This window comes from Paenibacillus sp. QJM3NY_38 (genome assembly GCF_056173265.1).
This window is the reverse complement of the sequence record NZ_CM149665.1, coordinates 3,262,159-3,277,669: the sequence shown is the minus strand read 5'-3', so window position 1 is coordinate 3,277,669 and position 15,511 is coordinate 3,262,159. Positions and strand designations below refer to the sequence as shown.

Here is a 15,511-nt window from a genome sequence, read left to right as displayed (position 1 = left end):
GATCGATTATGGATCTGGATTCATAACCGGTTCCATGGACCGGGCAATTTGAAGAGCTTCCTCTTGGCTCACAAGACCTGAGATCATAAAGTGAATATGATCTGTGTACCAATGGAGCTGAACATTAGGAACCATCCCTCCGTTGTCTTGAATTGGCTCGCCTCTGATTAAATAGCCTTCGACACCGTTCAAGTCCACTTTTTCATCGAAATGCTGGGGCATATTCACTTTGTCATCTTTGTTTACAAACAAACCGAATGAGCGGTCGCCTGCTGTGTAACTGAATACCGCTTCTGTAGCTGCCTCTTCTTTCGGACCAGTTACCGAAATTTGATGAAGGGAGAAGCCTTCCGGAAGATAGGACGGAATACGAAGCTTATCACCAAAGGCTTGCTCTGCCTCATCATAGCTGCCGAGAATTCGCGGTTCGTTATTCGAAATACCCGGTGGATTCTCGATCGGGGCATCAGGACCAGGATCGTTTAGGACCACAGGGGGCTCCAGTACTACAGTAGGCGCTTTCGGAGATTTAAGGAAGTTAGGCTCAGCGAAAATGAGGAATAATCCGATGAGCGCAGCAGCGACTGCTGTTCCGGCGAACCATGGATACCATCTTTTTCTCGTTCTTCGTTCCTGATTCTCCAACTGCTTTCGTTCTCGCTCTGCAAGCTGCTTCACCTTCACTTGCATATTCGTATCGAAGTGAAGGTTTCCAAACAAGAGGTCATCCGCTTCGTTTTTTATAAGGTCCCGAAGTTGGTCGTCCTGGGATGTCATTGTGCGAGTCCCTCCTTTGCCAGGTATTCGCCTAGAAGCTCTCTTGCCAGGTGAAGCCTCCCGCGAACGGTCCCTTCCGGTGCTCCGGTAGCTTCCGCGATTTCACGAGTTCCCAGGTCAAGATAGTAATACAAGTAAATAACCTCATGATAATGAACCGGCAGTTTGGCAATATATTTAAGAATGGTTGTTTGATCTAGGCGCTCCATGGCTTCCTCCTCCACATTGCGGAGTACGGAGCTTTCCAGCAGCAGCGGGTCCGTCGGTTGCTCTTGTGTCATCTTTAACCCCAGTTTATCCCGGCATGCATTAATTGCAATCTTCGTCAGCCACGTCTTCACACTGCTCTCCCCCCGGAATGATGTCCAATGGCGAAAAGCCCGCAGGAACACCTCCTGGCTAACGTCCTCCGCTAAATGTCGATCCCCCAGGTAGAAGTAGGCTGTACGCAGTATGGAGGTGCCATACTCGTTCATGAATTGCTCCAGCGCCAGGGAGGGCTCAGACGGAAATCTTGATTTGTCGTTAGGGCCGGCCGGCCTTGCCATCTGTTGACCACCTCCATACCCTTTAGACGGCTAAACTCTCCATTCCGCTACATCAATGGCAAAATAAAAATTTAAAAGCTGAAGAATGCCTGACAAGGTAACTAAAAAAACAACCGATCGTAATCGACCGGTTGGGCTTTCCCGCTTGCTATTATTTCAATGATGCCACTGTCCCACCCATCTCAGCAAAGTATCTGCTTTTCTATTCCAGCGTTGAGTTAAACTGAAAGATCAGCTTTTCATTGTCGTCCCTCGCAGCCACAAATTCCTGCACGCGTGAGTCCGAAACATAGTTGTTCATCGTCTTTCTCCAGAATGCTTGCGCCTGTTTATTGCGATCCGTGGCATTCGTCTGGACTTCCCAGCTGCCGGGATGCTTGTCGAACACTTGTGATGCAGCATTCTCCGCAACATGTTTGCCTCGGAAGGGTTTCATAACAAAAAACTCATTCATGTAAAATTCACTGCCATATGTGTATGGCGGGGTTGCTACCAGAGCAAATCCTGCCGGGATGCCATCCACTCGGATCAGGTAAGGAAACAAAATCGTTGGCTTTTCCCACCATATATCAAAAACTTGATTCTGGTCATTCAAGGTTCTTGTGTCATCATCCTCATAGATGCCATATCGATTCGGCTTCCATCCCCATATCCCTGATAAATCATGCAAATACAGCGGATATATATTATTAATGATAAATTTGGTGGAAGAATCGGTTAACTCCACGGTAACTTTCATATGTTCTCCTCCGTTCTAGACGTAACCCAAACTCTTGAAATACTGCATTTTGCTATCTATAAAACCTTCATCAAAATCGGCCATGCCTGCAAACTCCGAATCTTGAAAACATAGACCAAAGAGCCAAAGCTGCCGAATGGCAACAAAAAACGGGACAGCGGCAAGATCATTTTCGCTGAGGGATCTAATGATTTTCACAACGCTACCGATCTCATAATGATGTTGGATATGTAACCCTACCGCTTGCTTGGATAGAAGCGAGTAGGAGACAGGAAATAAACTCAAATTATATCCCTCCTTGCACTCAAGGGTATCATCCTCCATAAACGCTTACATATAGGCTGTATGATTATAATTATTTTTTATATAAACCGCGGTACGCCGTAATCACAAAAAAAAGCAGCAAGCTCTGTCTTCTTTCGGACAGGCTCACTGCTTAAAATCCATTTAGTCTTTGATCATGCTTTCCTTGTAAATCCCATAAGCTCTTTCACATGCAGGGTATTTTCCAAGGATGTCAGTTTTTCCAGTAAAGTGAATGCCACATCAAAACCCGTTGCCGGGTTACATGAAGTAATCAGGTTCCCATCAACAACGATCTGTTCTTCCACGACGTGGGCACCGAATTCCCGCAGCTGCGATTTTCTGATGCTGGTCGGGTGATCATACGTCGTGGCTTTTCGTCCCTCCAGCACGCCGGCTTTGCCAAGCGTAAGAGCTGCAACGCAGATCGTGGCAATCCACTTGCCCTGCGCATGAAATTCCCGAATGATCTTGGAGAACCTGGAGTCGTATCCATCGTTATAAAAGCCAGCTTCCTCGAACCCGCCAGGAATCGCCAGAGCATCGTAATCCTCCACCTTCACCGAGTCCAGCGTGACCTCAGGAATGACGGTAAAATTCCACGTGCATTTCAATCTGTCATGCAGTCCCGCGGTCACAACCTGGGTTGTCCCGTCCCCCTCCAGGTTGTTCCACCCCAGTACATCGGTAAATACACTCGCTTCCACAGCTTCAAATCCATCCGCCAACAACAAAAGCACTTTCTTCATAAGCCATCCTCCCCCGTCCTTGTCACTCTATATGATCTTCAGAGATATCCCAATCTTTCGGATTGTGTTCTATCTTACTATACTTATCTTTAAATTCAACAGAAACAAATGAAAAAACCAAAAGAAGCAGCCCGATGACCGCCTCTTTTGGTTCAATAACCTGCATACCAATCAGATGAATTACTGATTTAAATCATACAAACCAGGCGCGTGCTCGTTAGCCAGCTCAGGCATCACAGGTAAAGGGAACCCCTCAGGAGGTTGAACCACTTGTAGCTCCCCGCCATTTCTGCTTGGGGTTTGACCGCTAAAGATTTCGCCGATTCGCGTATCATCCAGCCTGAAGTTGAACTGTGCGTTATGGAAGCCCATATCTACGTATTTTTGACACTCCGGATATTTATGGATGTCATAATTCGGAACAGGGAATATTTTACCCCATTCAACGCCCAGCGTCTCCAGCGCTTTGGCAAATGCATTTTGATGCGCATTATCCCGCACAATCAGGAAAGCTAGCGTCTCGCGGAAGGTTTTGTTTGTGCTCATCTCATAGATCCGTGTTTTTTGAAGCACTCCCGTAGATTCAAGCACGACATTATCGAGTAAATTACTAACCAAATTCCCGTGATCGTACACGTAATTTCCCTGCCATGGGTTTCCTGCGGCATCAACTGGCAATGAACTCTGCGCTCCCATAATAAAATGATGCGGATTCGCATGCTTAATCGCTTCATTCAGCGGCGCGCCGTCCGTTCCGGAATTACCTGCGCCTTCTGCGCCCGCTCCGGTCAGCAGCTGGTTGATTGTATGTTGAACCAACTCGACATGGCTTATCTCCTCCAAGAAAACGCCGCGGATCAAGTCACGGTATTGAGTTGCGTTCCCTCTGAAATTATTGCTTTGGAAAAAGAACTGCATCAACGTCCGCATTTCGCCGAATCGGCCGCCTAGCGTTTCCTGCAGCACTTTTGCAGCTGCTGGATCGGGTTTATCCGGAACGATCAGATTGATCAGATCCTCTTTGTAAAAATACATTCAACTTCCTCCCGCTTCCTCAATATTGTCACGAATCCAGTTTGCGTTAATGTCCCATTTCCCATGCATCCGCACCTTCAGACAATGATTTCCTCGAAATTGCCTATACCTGCTTCGAAAGAATTAAAAGATACTCTCCTGCACATAATGACTCTGTTTGTATTAAACACAAAAGGAGAGAACAACTTGGGAATTCTAAGCGGCAATCCTAAAAATGAGCCTATGCATTATGGTGAAATCTTCAGTGTATGGGAAACGTCCATGATGGCAAAAGGCATGGTTTCCTGCTACGAAGCTTATATGAGTCACGCAGGCGATAAAGATCTCAAAAAAATGCTAAAAGATCTGCTGGATCAAGCAAAACTTGAGATTAAAGAATGTGATGAACTGCTTACAGATAACGGAATCGCCCCTGCACCGGGACTTCCCGAAAGACCCCCGGCCAAACTGGAGGATATTCCAGTAGGTGCAAGATTCACGGATCCTGAAATTGCCGCCAAAATCGCTGCTGATACTTCACTCGGACTCGTATCATGCAGTAAAACCATGGGGATGTCCATCCGGGAGGATATAGGAGCTTTATTCGCTAAATATCATCTCACCAAGACGGCGCTGGGTGTGCGGATCCTCCAGATGAATAAGGAAAAAGGCTGGCTCATTCCCCCTCCTCTTCAAATCAAGAGACCTGAAGAAAAATAGCCTAAAACACAAAAACACTCCGATCTCCGATGAGGTCAGAGTGTTTTTTCATTGTTTAAATTTGTTAATCACAGATTGGCGTTGCCGAAACTCAAGCCCGTTGTTTTTGAACAGGCTCATGGTCCCGAAGGAGCCACCAGTCCCACATCTCCAATGGTAGCCATCATGTTATTCGTCCTCGGCAAAATTAAAAGATCACCCACCAGATAAGCAACAATGCCGATACCCAAAGCAGCAATAACCGCTGATGCAAACGCAGCATTCGATAGACCGACTAGGATTGCCGTAATCATAACGTCATGCACCAGAAGCTTAACTAGTAATTTCTCCATCCGTATCACTCTCCTTCTCCTTCATGTTATCCCGCTTATCATTTATTACCCAATTTTATCCGTTCTACGTTTCCATCCATCTGTATCCATTCGTTCATTTCGAAACTCCAGAAATCATTCCATGGTCAGTGACAGGCTGCATGGACAATTTACCGGTTTGTGCTTGATTTCTCCCAATCAGAACCATACCTAGAATGACCAGGAGTCCCCCGCACCACTGCTCCCAGCCTGCCGATTCCTTTAATAGGATGACCGAGAGCATTAAAGCGGTAAACGGCATCATCCCCGAAAAAGCTGCGGCCGTTGATGCCTGGCACCGCTTGATGCCGGCATACCAGCAAATAAAAGCCAGGGCCGTTACAATAGGTCCATACCATACCAGGGCCAGCCACTCCTTAAGCCCGATCGCTGATAGTGAAGCTGCGGGGTTCTCAAACCATGAAGGAACCAGGCAGAGCATGAGGGCCAGTGCAGAGACCAATGTCGTTTGGACTATAGGATGCAAACTCTCATCGTATGTCTTGTTTTGCTTGACTGAACTGATCCGAGACAGGATGTTAAAGTAAGATTCACTCGCTGCTGCGCAGAGGACTAGCGCGTTACCCCATACATGATGAATGGAAAATGAAACATCCGATGAAAATAACCCCTGGATCACGATAACTCCTCCCACCGTGCTTAGAACACCCACGAGCTTGGTGCGGTTCATCGATTCTTTCAGCAGCATGCCGGCCAGAATAACGGTAAAGGCAGGCGTGGCACCCGTTAAGATTCCGGCTTCAGCAGAACTTGTATGTTGTAGGCCGTACAGTAAAAACATCCGAAACAGAAACATTCCAAATAACGCCTGGAAGAATAGAATCCTCCACTCTCTTATCGATAAACGACGGACCGTCTTCATCAGATTCCTCAGACACAGTGGCAGCAAACACAGAAGCGCAAAGAACAAGCTGACTGCAGTAATGGTGAAAACCCCTAATCTTTCGTTCAAAAACCAACCGGTAATAACCGAGGTGCCCGCAAGTGAAAATGCACCCAACAGATACAACATCCCTTTCCAACGCTCCAAACGATCACATCCCCCAACCATCCTAGGACTAATAGACATTGATATATGCTACAATCATAGAGTGTGAACTGGTACGGATAAAGAGCCAGTTAAACTAGAATTTATACAGACCAGTTGGAGGTCATGCCCTAATGTGGGGAATTGAACTGCAGCGGAGCAGCGAAATTCCGCTGAAACGCCAGATTTATCTTGCCGTCCGGGACCAGATTATTAACGGGAAACTCAAGGCAGGCGAAGCACTGCCATCTACTCGTGTTTTGGCAAATGTGCTGCATGTTTCACGAAACACCATAAATGAAGCTATTGAGATGCTGCTCGTCGAAGGCTTTGTCGTGAGCCGCCAGGGAGCACCGACCCGGATTGCCGAAGGTTTGTCTCTGGATGACCCGCCAGTCGAAGAACAGCCGAAGCGGGTAGAGCCCCCCCTTTCTTTTTTAGTTGATTTCCGGACGGGCCAGCCGGAATTAAGACAATTTCCACGGTATCTGTGGCAGCAGATCTCCCAGAAAACATTAAGCGAGATGCCTCCTGATTTGCTAGGTTATACCGGTCCCCAAGGATTGCCGCGACTGCGCATGGAAATCGTTTCATGGCTTTACAGGAGCAAAGGGCTCTCCGTAGATCCTGAAGACGTCTTTATAACGGCAGGAGCTACCCATGCACTGCACGTCATTGCTGACTTGTTGTATGAGGATGGAATGGAAATTATGGTTGAAGACCCCTGCAACATCGAGATACTGCAGACATTTATTAATAAAGGCTACATCGTCCAGCCTGTTTCAGTGGATGAACATGGAATACAGCCAGACAAGCTGAAAGGAAAACCATCTTCACCCGTCTATATCACGCCTTCACATCAATTTCCTCTAGGGGGAATCCTGCCCGCTGACCGACGTGCCGCGTTAATCCGTTTCGCACGGGAGAACCAAAGCTATATTATCGAGGATGATTATGACAGTGAATTCCGGTATTATGGTGATCCGGTATCGCCGTTATATGCCTTGGACTCGGAGCGGGTAATCTATATCGGTACATTTAGTAAAGTGCTCTTTCCTGCTCTTCGAATTGGTTATGCGATACTTCCACCTAAGCTTCAGCAACGCTGGCGTTTTCTCCGCACTTATACGGATGTCCAGAATCCGCCGTTTGAGCAAGCAGCACTGGCTGAGTTTTTACATACTCGAAAATTCGACAGACATATTAGGAAAATGCGAAGGTTATATGGTGAACGTAGGGAGGTGCTTCTATCATCACTCGAAGCGTGTTTCGGGGAGGCCTGGCACCCCTGGGGAGATGCGGCCGGCCTGCATCTTGCCGTTGAGTTTCCCGGAATTCATTTTGATGAGTCGTTCAGAGAAAAAAGCCGGTTAAACAGAATACGCATTACGCCAGTGGAGTATCACAGTATTCAGAAGGGCATGCATGTAAACAAGCTGCTTTTGGGTTACGGTCATCTGAGCCCTGATGAGATTCGCAAAAACATGGCGTTACTGCTCACCTATTTGAAGGAGCAGGGCCACTATGAATGAGCGAAGGAAAGGCTGCCGGGTTGGCAGCCTTGTTTTATTGATATACAGAACGGGACTCTATCTTGCCTTTCATACTGATGTCTCAACCTTCTTACCTGCAAGACGTTTCGCAGCTTCTTCGGCTTCCTTATAAGCCTGTGCCAGAACTTGATCCCTATCGAAAAATGCATTTCCTTGTGCCCGGATGATCTGATAATCCATAACCCCCATAAAGTTAAACATGGATTTAAGGTATTTATGTGAATATTCCACCTCGGTATACCAATCGTTATTTGTATAAATGGCGTCACTCGCCTGAATGACCAGCAGACTGCGGCCATCGGTTAGCAAACCTTCCGAACCCTTCTCCGTATATTGGAATGTCTCTCGTGCAATGAGGATGTTATCGATATAATCCTTAAGCTTCGAAGGAACGTTGAAATTGTGCATCGGCAAGACGATGACATATTTCCGTGCCGCCTTAAATTGCTGTAGAATGGCGGACGTGCGGACCGTTAGCTGCTGCTCCTCTTCGCTAAGCAGCTCCCCTCTTCCCTGTTTGCTCTGTAGCTCTAGAATCATATGATCTATGACAGGTATAGAATCACGGTATAAATCGATTTGTTCTATAACTCCTGCTGGGTTCCATTTCGTGTACGCCTCCAAAAAATGCTGAAGCACCTGCAGGCTGACCAATGTTACTGACTCCACCCTCGGATGTGCGTTGATGATGAGCATGTTCTCCATCGTATATCTCTCCTTTTTCGTCTATTTCATAATGTAGACAAATAAGGCACTCCAAGTGTGACATCAATTAAGCTTTTATGCATAAATCAATAGCTGCAATGGAAATGATATCTAATATATGTGCGCGGGGGAGTAAATATATGGATCTCAAAGAAAGCCCTGCTCAGTATTTCAAAGCGAATGCTGATTATTTCAATATTGAAATTCGATTGCTGCAGTATCAAGTTCAAGTGATCGGTTTAGATTCGTTAGTTGATCTGCCCCAGAGTATCGCATCCCTTCAAACTCAAACCTCAAATCTGGTCAAAACCTCCCTGCCGCCCGCGAAACTTCTAAAAATTTTGGGCGAACTTGTCGAACCCAAACTGGAAGCGGTTATTCCTGACATCATGAAGGGCAACCTGATCATCCTGGAACCCTCGTCGGGAACTTGCAGCGCCGTGCTTCCGATATCGAAAAGTGTCACCCGCTCCGTCTCTGCGCCTGAAACGGAAAGTACGGTATACGGCTCCAGCAGCTCTTTTTTGGAGGATATCCATACGAATATCGGCATCCTTCGAAAACACTGCACCGGACCCAGCCTGCAAGTAGAAGCGTACACGGTGGGGTCAAGTCACCCCAAGTCGTTATTATTAATCTATCAGGAAGACAGGATCAACCCCGAGTTACTGCAATCCATCCAAGCGAAGATCAGAGCAGGATTACACCAGGATGTTCAACATATACAACAGCTTGAGAACATGCTGGGATTAAACAAGTGGTCGTTCGTAACCAACTTCAACATGACGGAATTACCGCAAAATGCAGCTCACGCCCTTCAACAAGGTAAAGTGGTATTTATGATTGACCGTCATCCTTTTGCGATCATTTTACCCAGTCTCGTCATGGATATGTTCTGCATGAAGGACGATCATAATTACCCTCGTACCTTCATGTACCTTATCCGTCTTTTGCGAATTGTGGGCGTCTTGATCGCAACGATTATTCCTGGGTTATATGTGGCCTTAGTGTCCGTTAACCCTGAGGTACTACGGCTTCAGCTAGCCTTGTCGATTGCTAACAGCCGGCAGGACGTACCTTATCCCGCCTTTGTCGAAACGCTGCTGCTCCTCATCGTTTTAGAGCTCATTCTTGAAGCAAGTGTTCGACTTCCAAAAAGCGTGGGCCCCACGATTACGATGGTTGGTGGTATTATACTGGGCCAAGCAGCCGTGTCCGCTAAACTTGTCAGCAACCTTCTGATTATCGTGCTGGCAGGTACCACGATCGCTTCTTCTACGGTAGTGGGGTTTCAGAACGCTGTATCTGTTCGCGTGTTCAAATACCTGCTGATCATTTTATCCGCCATCTATGGGATGTTGGGACTCCTTGCTGGAATCGTGGTCATTTGTGCCTATATGGGCCATCAAAAAAGCATGGGCATTCCTTACTTGTCATTTCCAACATTAAATCAGAAGGATGATCGCAATGGATAAGAGTGGTTATCAAGCAGCCATCATGTATGTGGTTTGTCATATGGGTCTTATCTTTTTTCTCTATCCTTCCGATTTGTTTTCGGCCATGGACATGGGGCATTGGATCGGAATTTCCATAAGCTATGGTCTGCATGCGATAGCCCTCTACATGTATGTCAAAGGACTGCAATGGGCAGCGCATCGGAATGTCGTGGATATTTTCGGAAGCGTCGGCAAATTTCTTCCGTGGATACTCCTGCTGCCTGCCTTGCTCTACTTCGGCGTAGCCATTATCATAACGATCCGAGCTTATTCCGAGATGCTCACCTTAGTATTCTTGTCGAGCACGCCGCTGTGGGCGATCCAGTTGTTACTGATATCCATTGCTTTCCTCATGGCTTGGCAAGGAATGGGCAGCATGGCCCGAACCAGTGTCCTGCTGGTTATCCTGTTCACAATCCCCATTATTTTTGTTCTCTGTTTTAGCTTTCAAAATGTGGATTGGTATTACTTGCTGCCGATCATTGACCCGGGTCAATCGTTCCATTTTCTTGCTAAACCTGATTTTCTGGTCAGTTTATTCGTATATGCGGGCGGTTTCTTTTTCCTGGGGCTGTTACCGCCATCTATACAGATCAGCACCAAAAAAATGATGCTAGGCTGTCTCTTGCTGTTTCCCATGTTCTTATTATCCGTTTATTTGCCGCTTCTAACCTTTGGTCACGCAACCGCCGAATTATATGAATTCCCCATGCTAATGACGATAGACACCGTGAACATTACATGGCTTTTATTTGATCGGATCACAATCTTCTTTTTATTGAGTTTGATGGCTTTTGCGTTTCTGTTCCTGGGTGTGACATTATGGGTTCTCATCACGCTGGCCAAGCGGGCCGTCCCGTTCATTCCTCAAAACTTTCTCCTGATTGCGCTGACCATCGGATTGTTTGCCATATCCATCGCCATCCCCAACTGGGACTTCCTTAAGACGCTGCAAGGGTGGATTATTCCACTGAGGCTGTATATGTTCCTGGTCATTCCGCTGATCACGTTTATCATCGGTTGGCGGCACAAGCATAAAGCGAACCGTACTACGGAGGTAACTTAATATGGACAAGCTTGCCACCATCCGAATTACCTTTAAATTCGTTCTCATGCTGGCTGCCCTGGTGCCCTTGCTTACCGGCTGCTGGGATATCAAAGACATTAACCATCGCTCGCTTCCGGTCATTATGGGCATTTCGTTAACCGAGGAGAATCAATACAAGGTGTTTCTGGATATTCCGGCAACGAATGACACAAGCACCGTAAATATCGTTTCGGATACGGGCGATACCATCAATGAAATCATCGATCATATAAGCATGAATATGGAGACTCAGGTCGATTTGCTGCATTTGAAAATCGTCATCGTGGATAAAAATTTTGCCCGTAACGGCATGGAAGACATCATTTCCGCATTTAATCGTTCCAGAGACATCTCCTCCAAAACGCTATTTGCCATCAGTGATCAAGGGCTGGATCAATTCTTCTCAGATATGGCAGCCAAATCGGAACACAGCGGCAATATCATATATGATTATTTCGAAAAAAACGCCGGCTGGAACCCCCAGTTGGCGGACACCCGGATATGGCAAATGTTTCGCAGCATTCATTCCTATACACATGATGTCATCGTCCCGATCATACGTTCAGGAAGATCCACAAGTATTGAATGCTTGGGTTCGGCCATCATCAAGAATGGCAGAATGACGGGTCAAATCGGATCCGATGAAACGCTAGTGGCCAATGCCTTTTATGGAAAAAGCGCATTCGGCAAGGTGGAGATTATGGACAGCGCCACCGTACAAATCATTAGCAACAGGCTTACCCATCATAGCTGGATGAAGAATGATCAGCCTTATCTCCGAAGCCATCTCAGGCTGAAGGTCACCATACTAGATTCCAGGGGGCATCTAACGGAGGAGCAAATTAACGAGAAGCTGGAGGCGCTGCTGACCTCTCGTCTGGATCTAATGTTTAAGAAAACGCAAACAGATCAAGCCGATATCTTTGCCTTGGGCCAATATTTCAGAAACCATCTGACCCGAGAACAGCTGCGGGATTGGAGAACCACTTACTACCCGAATCTGGATTTCAAACTACGTGTAACAACCATCATTGAGAATCGGGGTAATCTTAAGAATCTGTAAATTCAGGATAACGGATTAGACTGCATCACAATTCATCAAAAAAACTGCACCTCCCATAGTTAGATCATGTCTAACAATGGGGGTGCAGTTCAATCTGGATCCTTTTCGGATGTTTTCAATATCGGCGCTCTTATCGGGATTTTTGACGGATAACAGCATCTCTTTTAACTCTTCATACTTACCATAGGTTACGTGGTATGCCCTAAGATTCACCCAAAGCATCAAGCAGCGCTTGATTTTCTTCCGCGGTTCCTACCGAAATCCGAATATGCTTAGGCAGTCCCCAACCTTTGGCGTAGCGGACGATGATCCCCCGCTCCAGCAGCTTATGATATAGGATCTCCGCCTGTTCTCCAAGCTCTGCCAGAATAAAATTGCTCATGCTCTCGCAGTAAGGAATCGATAACCGACGCAGTCCCTCATAGATTTGCTGTCTGCCTTGTTCATTCATCCGGCATGATGCCTGGACATGCTCCTCATCCCCAAGTGCGGCCGATGCCGCCGCTTGTGCCAGCGCATTGACGTTAAAGGGCTCCTTAACCTGAAGCAGTGTACGGATGATGCCTTCCGAAGCAGCGCCATAGCCGACGCGAATACCCGCAAGTCCGTAGATTTTGGAGAAGGTATTCAGGGTGATGACCGGATATCCCATCTCGATGAAACGGATCCCGTCCGAGTAATCAGGGGCTGTCGCGTAATGACGATATGCCGTATCGATCACAACCAGCACGCGAGTAGGAAGACGGTCCAGAAGCTTTTTCATTTCAAGCTCGGGAATGTAGGTGCCTGTGGGATTATTGGGAGTACAAAGATACACGATTTTGGTACGTTCCGTAATCACGGACAGTATATCTTCCGCAGAGAAGGCATATTGCTCACGCAGCGGTACCTTAATGACCGTACCGGACATAAGAAAAGCGCCAAACTCATATTCGCTGAATGTCGGATCAGGAACCACGATCTCGTCGCCTGGCTCAAGGTATGCCCGAGATATCAGCATGATCAGCTCATCGCCGCCGTTTGTCACAATGAATTGATTCGCCGCCAATCCCAAGTGCTCGCCAAGCGCTTGGGCTAGACCCGAAGAGCGTTCGTCGGGATAACGGTGCAGATCAGGCAGCTGCTCCTGAATGGCTTGCAATGCTTTGGGCGAAGGACCGAGTGAATTTTCATTGGAAGCCAATTTGATGACGCGATCCAAGCCGTATTCCTGCTGTACTTCCCAGATGGGCTTTCCGGCCGTGTAAGGCTTCAACCATCCTAATGCCTGCCGCGGCGTTACTTGCAACTCTTTATCTACCCCTGCTTGATTCAATATGTTCTCCCTCCGTTACCGTGTATTCATCTTCTACACTTCGCTGTAATCGATCTCCAAAAATTGTTCGACTTCCTTCTTCCAGCGGTTCTCGACGAAGTCAATATGCTGCGGGTGCTCATTATAGGCTTCATAATCGCCTTCGTTCTCAAACACCATCGAGAAGCCGAAATCATATGTATTTTTAGGACTGATTTGCTTGAATATCTTAAAGTCTTGAACCGTTGGAATCGTACTGAGGGCAGATCGTCCATCCTCCAGGAAACGCTGCTCCTCCGCTGAGCCTTTCTCATGTTTAAGCGAAAAAATAACGGAATGAATGATTCGGTTGGTCGTCATGTTCGTACAGCTCCTTTATTAAGATTCTTATAAGGTTGAGATCATCTTGGCAGCTAGAAGTGCTGTGGCTAGAGTTACATCATATTATAACGGCAAAAGTCAAATAAATCGCTATGAAAAAGGCACCCTTTTCCATAAGAATCGGAAAAAAGTGCCTAACATCCAGCAAACTGCACTACACTGGCATAGGATAGAACATGACAGTATAGCTTCTGCAAATTATTTTGTTCTCTGAACGGTGATTTGTCAACAGATCAAGTAAATAGGCTTTTAGATCAACCATTCGTAGATGCTCAGGCTTTTCGTTAGTTCCAACAATGATAAGCGGGACAAGCGACTCGGTTCGTCGGAGCGAGCCATGGCCTCCAATCACAATATCAGCTTTCCACTGGACTCCCCTGTGGTTTCGTCAATTTGAAGAACGATGCCGCGCCCAACACGGAAGTGAAGAACAATATGGCCCCCATCGGCACGGCTGTGGATTCGTCAATACCGACCAGCGGTGACACAATCGAACCAAGCATCAAGGGCAGCAAACCAATGACAGCACTTGCGCTTCCTGCCCGATGACCTTGTTTCTCCATGGCCAGCGTAAATGTGCTGGTAGCCACCATGCCGATTGTAACCATATACATAAAGATCAAGATGACAATGATCGCGAGAGGCCCTTTGAGCATCGTCATGATCAGGAGCAGGAAGGTTGCACTTACGGAGACGATGACCCCGATTCGAAGCAAATTCCGCTCATGGATGATGCCGCCAAAACGGCCAATGATGAAGCTCCCCGAAATAATGGCGATTCCATTGATTCCGAACAGCACGCTAAATACCTGCGGCGACACACCGTAAATTCCTTGGTATACAAACGGCGTCCCCGAAACGTAAGCAAAGCTTCCTCCGTGAATAAAGCCTACTGTCAACGCATATCCGATAAAAGATCGATCTTTGAACAAGCTTCCCATCGTACGCACAGAATGGGTAAGGGAGCTAGGCGTTCTTCTCTCCCGCGGCAAGGTTTCCTTCAACCGAAAAGCGACGATCAATACGATGACTGCACCGAACAAGCTTAAAAAATAAAAGATCGAATGCCAGCTTGCACCCGGCATAAGCAAAATGGCTCCACCGGACATCGGTGCAACCATGGGGGCAACCGCATTAATGACGGATAATAAGGCAAAAAACTTCGTAAGCTCGCGACCGCTGAACACATCCCTTACTACGGCGCGCGAGATGACAAGGCCGGCAGCTGCCGTAAATCCCTGCAAGAATCTGGCGATGATAAGGGTCGTAATATCGGGTGCCAATGCACAGAATAAGGAAGAAAGGGCAAACAAGACAAGCGATATGAGCAGCGGTCTTCTTCTTCCTTGCGCATCGCTGATCGGTCCCACAATGATTTGGCCAGCCGCAAGGCCGATCAGACAGGATGTCAAGCTAAGCTGTACGAGCGACGCCCGCGCGCTTAAATCATCGGCAATGTCGGGAAAGCTCGGCAAATACATATCGATATTGAACGGTCCTAATATGCCAAGCAAGCTGAGGAGCAAGGCTAATCCGAGGCGTTCTTTTCCTGTCGGGTTATGAAGCATATGTGTCAAACACCTCTACTCTACTATTTTTTTGTATTCCTATAATGTATCAGGTTTGTCCAAAATAGAATAGTGCGCCCGCAAGGTTTATACGGTATACGTGTATTTCCGGACAA

The 15,511-nt window shown here is 47.1% G+C and carries 17 protein-coding genes and 1 pseudogene; 5 read left to right on the top strand and 13 right to left on the bottom strand.

Annotation, left to right across the window (positions count from 1 at the left end; translation table 11 throughout):
• Positions 1-6 precede the first annotated feature (6 nt).
• The 6 genes from AC0VZ8_RS15290 to AC0VZ8_RS15265 form a co-directional block, all read right to left on the bottom strand.
• Positions 7-777 (bottom strand): DUF4367 domain-containing protein, encoded by a 771-nt coding sequence (locus AC0VZ8_RS15290; RefSeq protein ID WP_475487415.1) that lies wholly within the window; start codon positions 775-777, stop codon positions 7-9.
• Entirely contained in the window at positions 774-1,325 is a 552-nt protein-coding gene (locus tag AC0VZ8_RS15285; RefSeq protein ID WP_475487414.1) for a sigma-70 family RNA polymerase sigma factor, read from the bottom strand. The genes AC0VZ8_RS15290 and AC0VZ8_RS15285 overlap by 4 nt, the downstream gene beginning before the upstream one ends.
• Positions 1,326-1,527: 202 nt before the next feature.
• Positions 1,528-2,064 carry a GNAT family N-acetyltransferase gene (locus AC0VZ8_RS15280; protein WP_475487413.1) on the bottom strand — a complete coding sequence of 179 codons (537 nt, stop codon included), beginning with the start codon at positions 2,062-2,064 and terminating at the stop codon, positions 1,528-1,530.
• 15 nt (positions 2,065-2,079) lie between these two features.
• A complete protein-coding gene (locus AC0VZ8_RS15275) occupies positions 2,080-2,349 on the bottom strand; it encodes a hypothetical protein (protein ID WP_475487412.1) in 270 nt (89 codons plus the stop codon).
• Positions 2,350-2,522: 173 nt separating this feature from the next.
• Positions 2,523-3,116: a DJ-1/PfpI family protein gene (locus AC0VZ8_RS15270; RefSeq protein WP_475487411.1), complete on the bottom strand. Its 594-nt coding sequence runs from the start codon at positions 3,114-3,116 to the stop codon at positions 2,523-2,525.
• Positions 3,117-3,296: 180 nt separating this feature from the next.
• Positions 3,297-4,151, bottom strand: coding sequence for a manganese catalase family protein (locus AC0VZ8_RS15265; RefSeq protein ID WP_260067581.1), 855 nt, complete (start codon positions 4,149-4,151; stop codon positions 3,297-3,299).
• Positions 4,152-4,337: 186 nt separating this feature from the next.
• Here AC0VZ8_RS15265 and AC0VZ8_RS15260 point away from each other — a divergent pair, with 186 nt between their 5' ends.
• Positions 4,338-4,850, top strand: a complete 513-nt coding sequence (locus AC0VZ8_RS15260) for a DUF3231 family protein (RefSeq protein ID WP_071224207.1) — start codon at positions 4,338-4,340, stop codon at positions 4,848-4,850.
• A 116-nt stretch (positions 4,851-4,966) separates the two neighbouring features.
• Here AC0VZ8_RS15260 and AC0VZ8_RS15255 read toward each other — a convergent pair whose 3' ends face one another.
• Together AC0VZ8_RS15255 and AC0VZ8_RS15250 are read right to left on the bottom strand one after the other, a co-directional pair.
• Positions 4,967-5,182, bottom strand: a complete 216-nt coding sequence (locus AC0VZ8_RS15255) for a DUF2512 family protein (RefSeq protein ID WP_083397789.1) — start codon at positions 5,180-5,182, stop codon at positions 4,967-4,969.
• 94 nt (positions 5,183-5,276) lie between these two features.
• Positions 5,277-6,251 carry a DMT family transporter gene (locus AC0VZ8_RS15250; RefSeq protein WP_475487410.1) on the bottom strand — a complete coding sequence of 325 codons (975 nt, stop codon included), beginning with the start codon at positions 6,249-6,251 and terminating at the stop codon, positions 5,277-5,279.
• Between the two features lie 131 nt (positions 6,252-6,382).
• On the opposite strand from AC0VZ8_RS15250, the gene pdxR reads away from it, so the two are divergent.
• Positions 6,383-7,780, top strand: coding sequence for a MocR-like pyridoxine biosynthesis transcription factor PdxR (gene pdxR / locus AC0VZ8_RS15245; RefSeq protein ID WP_475487409.1), 1,398 nt, complete (start codon positions 6,383-6,385; stop codon positions 7,778-7,780).
• A gap of 69 nt (positions 7,781-7,849) precedes the next feature.
• Here the strand turns inward: pdxR and AC0VZ8_RS15240 are convergent, their stop codons facing one another.
• The gene (locus tag AC0VZ8_RS15240) at positions 7,850-8,506 is read right to left on the bottom strand and encodes an FMN-dependent NADH-azoreductase (protein WP_475487408.1); all 657 of its coding nucleotides are present in this window, start codon (positions 8,504-8,506) and stop codon (positions 7,850-7,852) included.
• 140 nt (positions 8,507-8,646) lie between these two features.
• Here AC0VZ8_RS15240 and AC0VZ8_RS15235 point away from each other — a divergent pair, with 140 nt between their 5' ends.
• Genes AC0VZ8_RS15235 through AC0VZ8_RS15225 form a run of 3 tightly spaced genes read left to right on the top strand, consistent with a single transcriptional unit; the run spans position 8,647 to position 12,152 of the window.
• Positions 8,647-9,981, top strand: coding sequence for a spore germination protein (locus tag AC0VZ8_RS15235; protein ID WP_475487407.1), 1,335 nt, complete (start codon positions 8,647-8,649; stop codon positions 9,979-9,981).
• Complete coding sequence (locus tag AC0VZ8_RS15230; protein ID WP_260067575.1) at positions 9,974-11,068, top strand: GerAB/ArcD/ProY family transporter; 1,095 nt, start codon at positions 9,974-9,976, stop codon at positions 11,066-11,068. Before AC0VZ8_RS15235 ends, AC0VZ8_RS15230 begins: the two co-directional genes overlap by 8 nt.
• Before the next feature lies 1 nt (position 11,069).
• A complete protein-coding gene (locus AC0VZ8_RS15225) occupies positions 11,070-12,152 on the top strand; it encodes a Ger(x)C family spore germination protein (protein WP_475487406.1) in 1,083 nt (360 codons plus the stop codon).
• Positions 12,153-12,354: 202 nt separating this feature from the next.
• Here the strand turns inward: AC0VZ8_RS15225 and hisC are convergent, their stop codons facing one another.
• The 4 genes and pseudogenes from hisC to AC0VZ8_RS15205 form a co-directional block, all read right to left on the bottom strand.
• A complete protein-coding gene (gene hisC / locus AC0VZ8_RS15220; protein ID WP_260067573.1) occupies positions 12,355-13,467 on the bottom strand; it encodes a histidinol-phosphate transaminase in 1,113 nt (370 codons plus the stop codon).
• Between the two features lie 33 nt (positions 13,468-13,500).
• A complete protein-coding gene (locus AC0VZ8_RS15215; protein ID WP_260067572.1) occupies positions 13,501-13,806 on the bottom strand; it encodes a Dabb family protein in 306 nt (101 codons plus the stop codon).
• Between the two features lie 175 nt (positions 13,807-13,981).
• Positions 13,982-14,173 (bottom strand): annotated as a pseudogene (locus AC0VZ8_RS15210) (hypothetical protein); the annotation flags it as partial.
• A gap of 10 nt (positions 14,174-14,183) precedes the next feature.
• Positions 14,184-15,395, bottom strand: coding sequence for a Bcr/CflA family efflux MFS transporter (locus AC0VZ8_RS15205; RefSeq protein WP_475487405.1), 1,212 nt, complete (start codon positions 15,393-15,395; stop codon positions 14,184-14,186).
• Positions 15,396-15,511: the final 116 nt, after the last annotated feature.

Excerpts from the sequence above, each read along its gene's own strand:
- AC0VZ8_RS15225 (WP_475487406.1), top strand. The coding sequence starts at position 11,070 with ATGGACAAGCTTGCCACCATCCGAATTACCTTTAAATTCGTTCTCATG.
- AC0VZ8_RS15285 (WP_475487414.1), bottom strand. The coding sequence starts at position 1,325 with ATGGCAAGGCCGGCCGGCCCTAACGACAAATCAAGATTTCCGTCTGAG.
- AC0VZ8_RS15215 (WP_260067572.1), bottom strand. The coding sequence starts at position 13,806 with ATGACGACCAACCGAATCATTCATTCCGTTATTTTTTCGCTTAAACAT.
- AC0VZ8_RS15255 (WP_083397789.1), bottom strand. The coding sequence starts at position 5,182 with ATGGAGAAATTACTAGTTAAGCTTCTGGTGCATGACGTTATGATTACG.
- AC0VZ8_RS15205 (WP_475487405.1), bottom strand. The coding sequence starts at position 15,395 with ATGCTTCATAACCCGACAGGAAAAGAACGCCTCGGATTAGCCTTGCTC.
- AC0VZ8_RS15265 (WP_260067581.1), bottom strand. The coding sequence starts at position 4,151 with ATGTATTTTTACAAAGAGGATCTGATCAATCTGATCGTTCCGGATAAA.
- AC0VZ8_RS15240 (WP_475487408.1), bottom strand. The coding sequence starts at position 8,506 with ATGGAGAACATGCTCATCATCAACGCACATCCGAGGGTGGAGTCAGTA.
- AC0VZ8_RS15270 (WP_475487411.1), bottom strand. The coding sequence starts at position 3,116 with ATGAAGAAAGTGCTTTTGTTGTTGGCGGATGGATTTGAAGCTGTGGAA.
- AC0VZ8_RS15290 (WP_475487415.1), bottom strand. The coding sequence starts at position 777 with ATGACATCCCAGGACGACCAACTTCGGGACCTTATAAAAAACGAAGCG.
- AC0VZ8_RS15280 (WP_475487413.1), bottom strand. The coding sequence starts at position 2,064 with ATGAAAGTTACCGTGGAGTTAACCGATTCTTCCACCAAATTTATCATT.
- AC0VZ8_RS15235 (WP_475487407.1), top strand. The coding sequence starts at position 8,647 with ATGGATCTCAAAGAAAGCCCTGCTCAGTATTTCAAAGCGAATGCTGAT.
- pdxR (WP_475487409.1), top strand. The coding sequence starts at position 6,383 with ATGTGGGGAATTGAACTGCAGCGGAGCAGCGAAATTCCGCTGAAACGC.
- AC0VZ8_RS15230 (WP_260067575.1), top strand. The coding sequence starts at position 9,974 with ATGGATAAGAGTGGTTATCAAGCAGCCATCATGTATGTGGTTTGTCAT.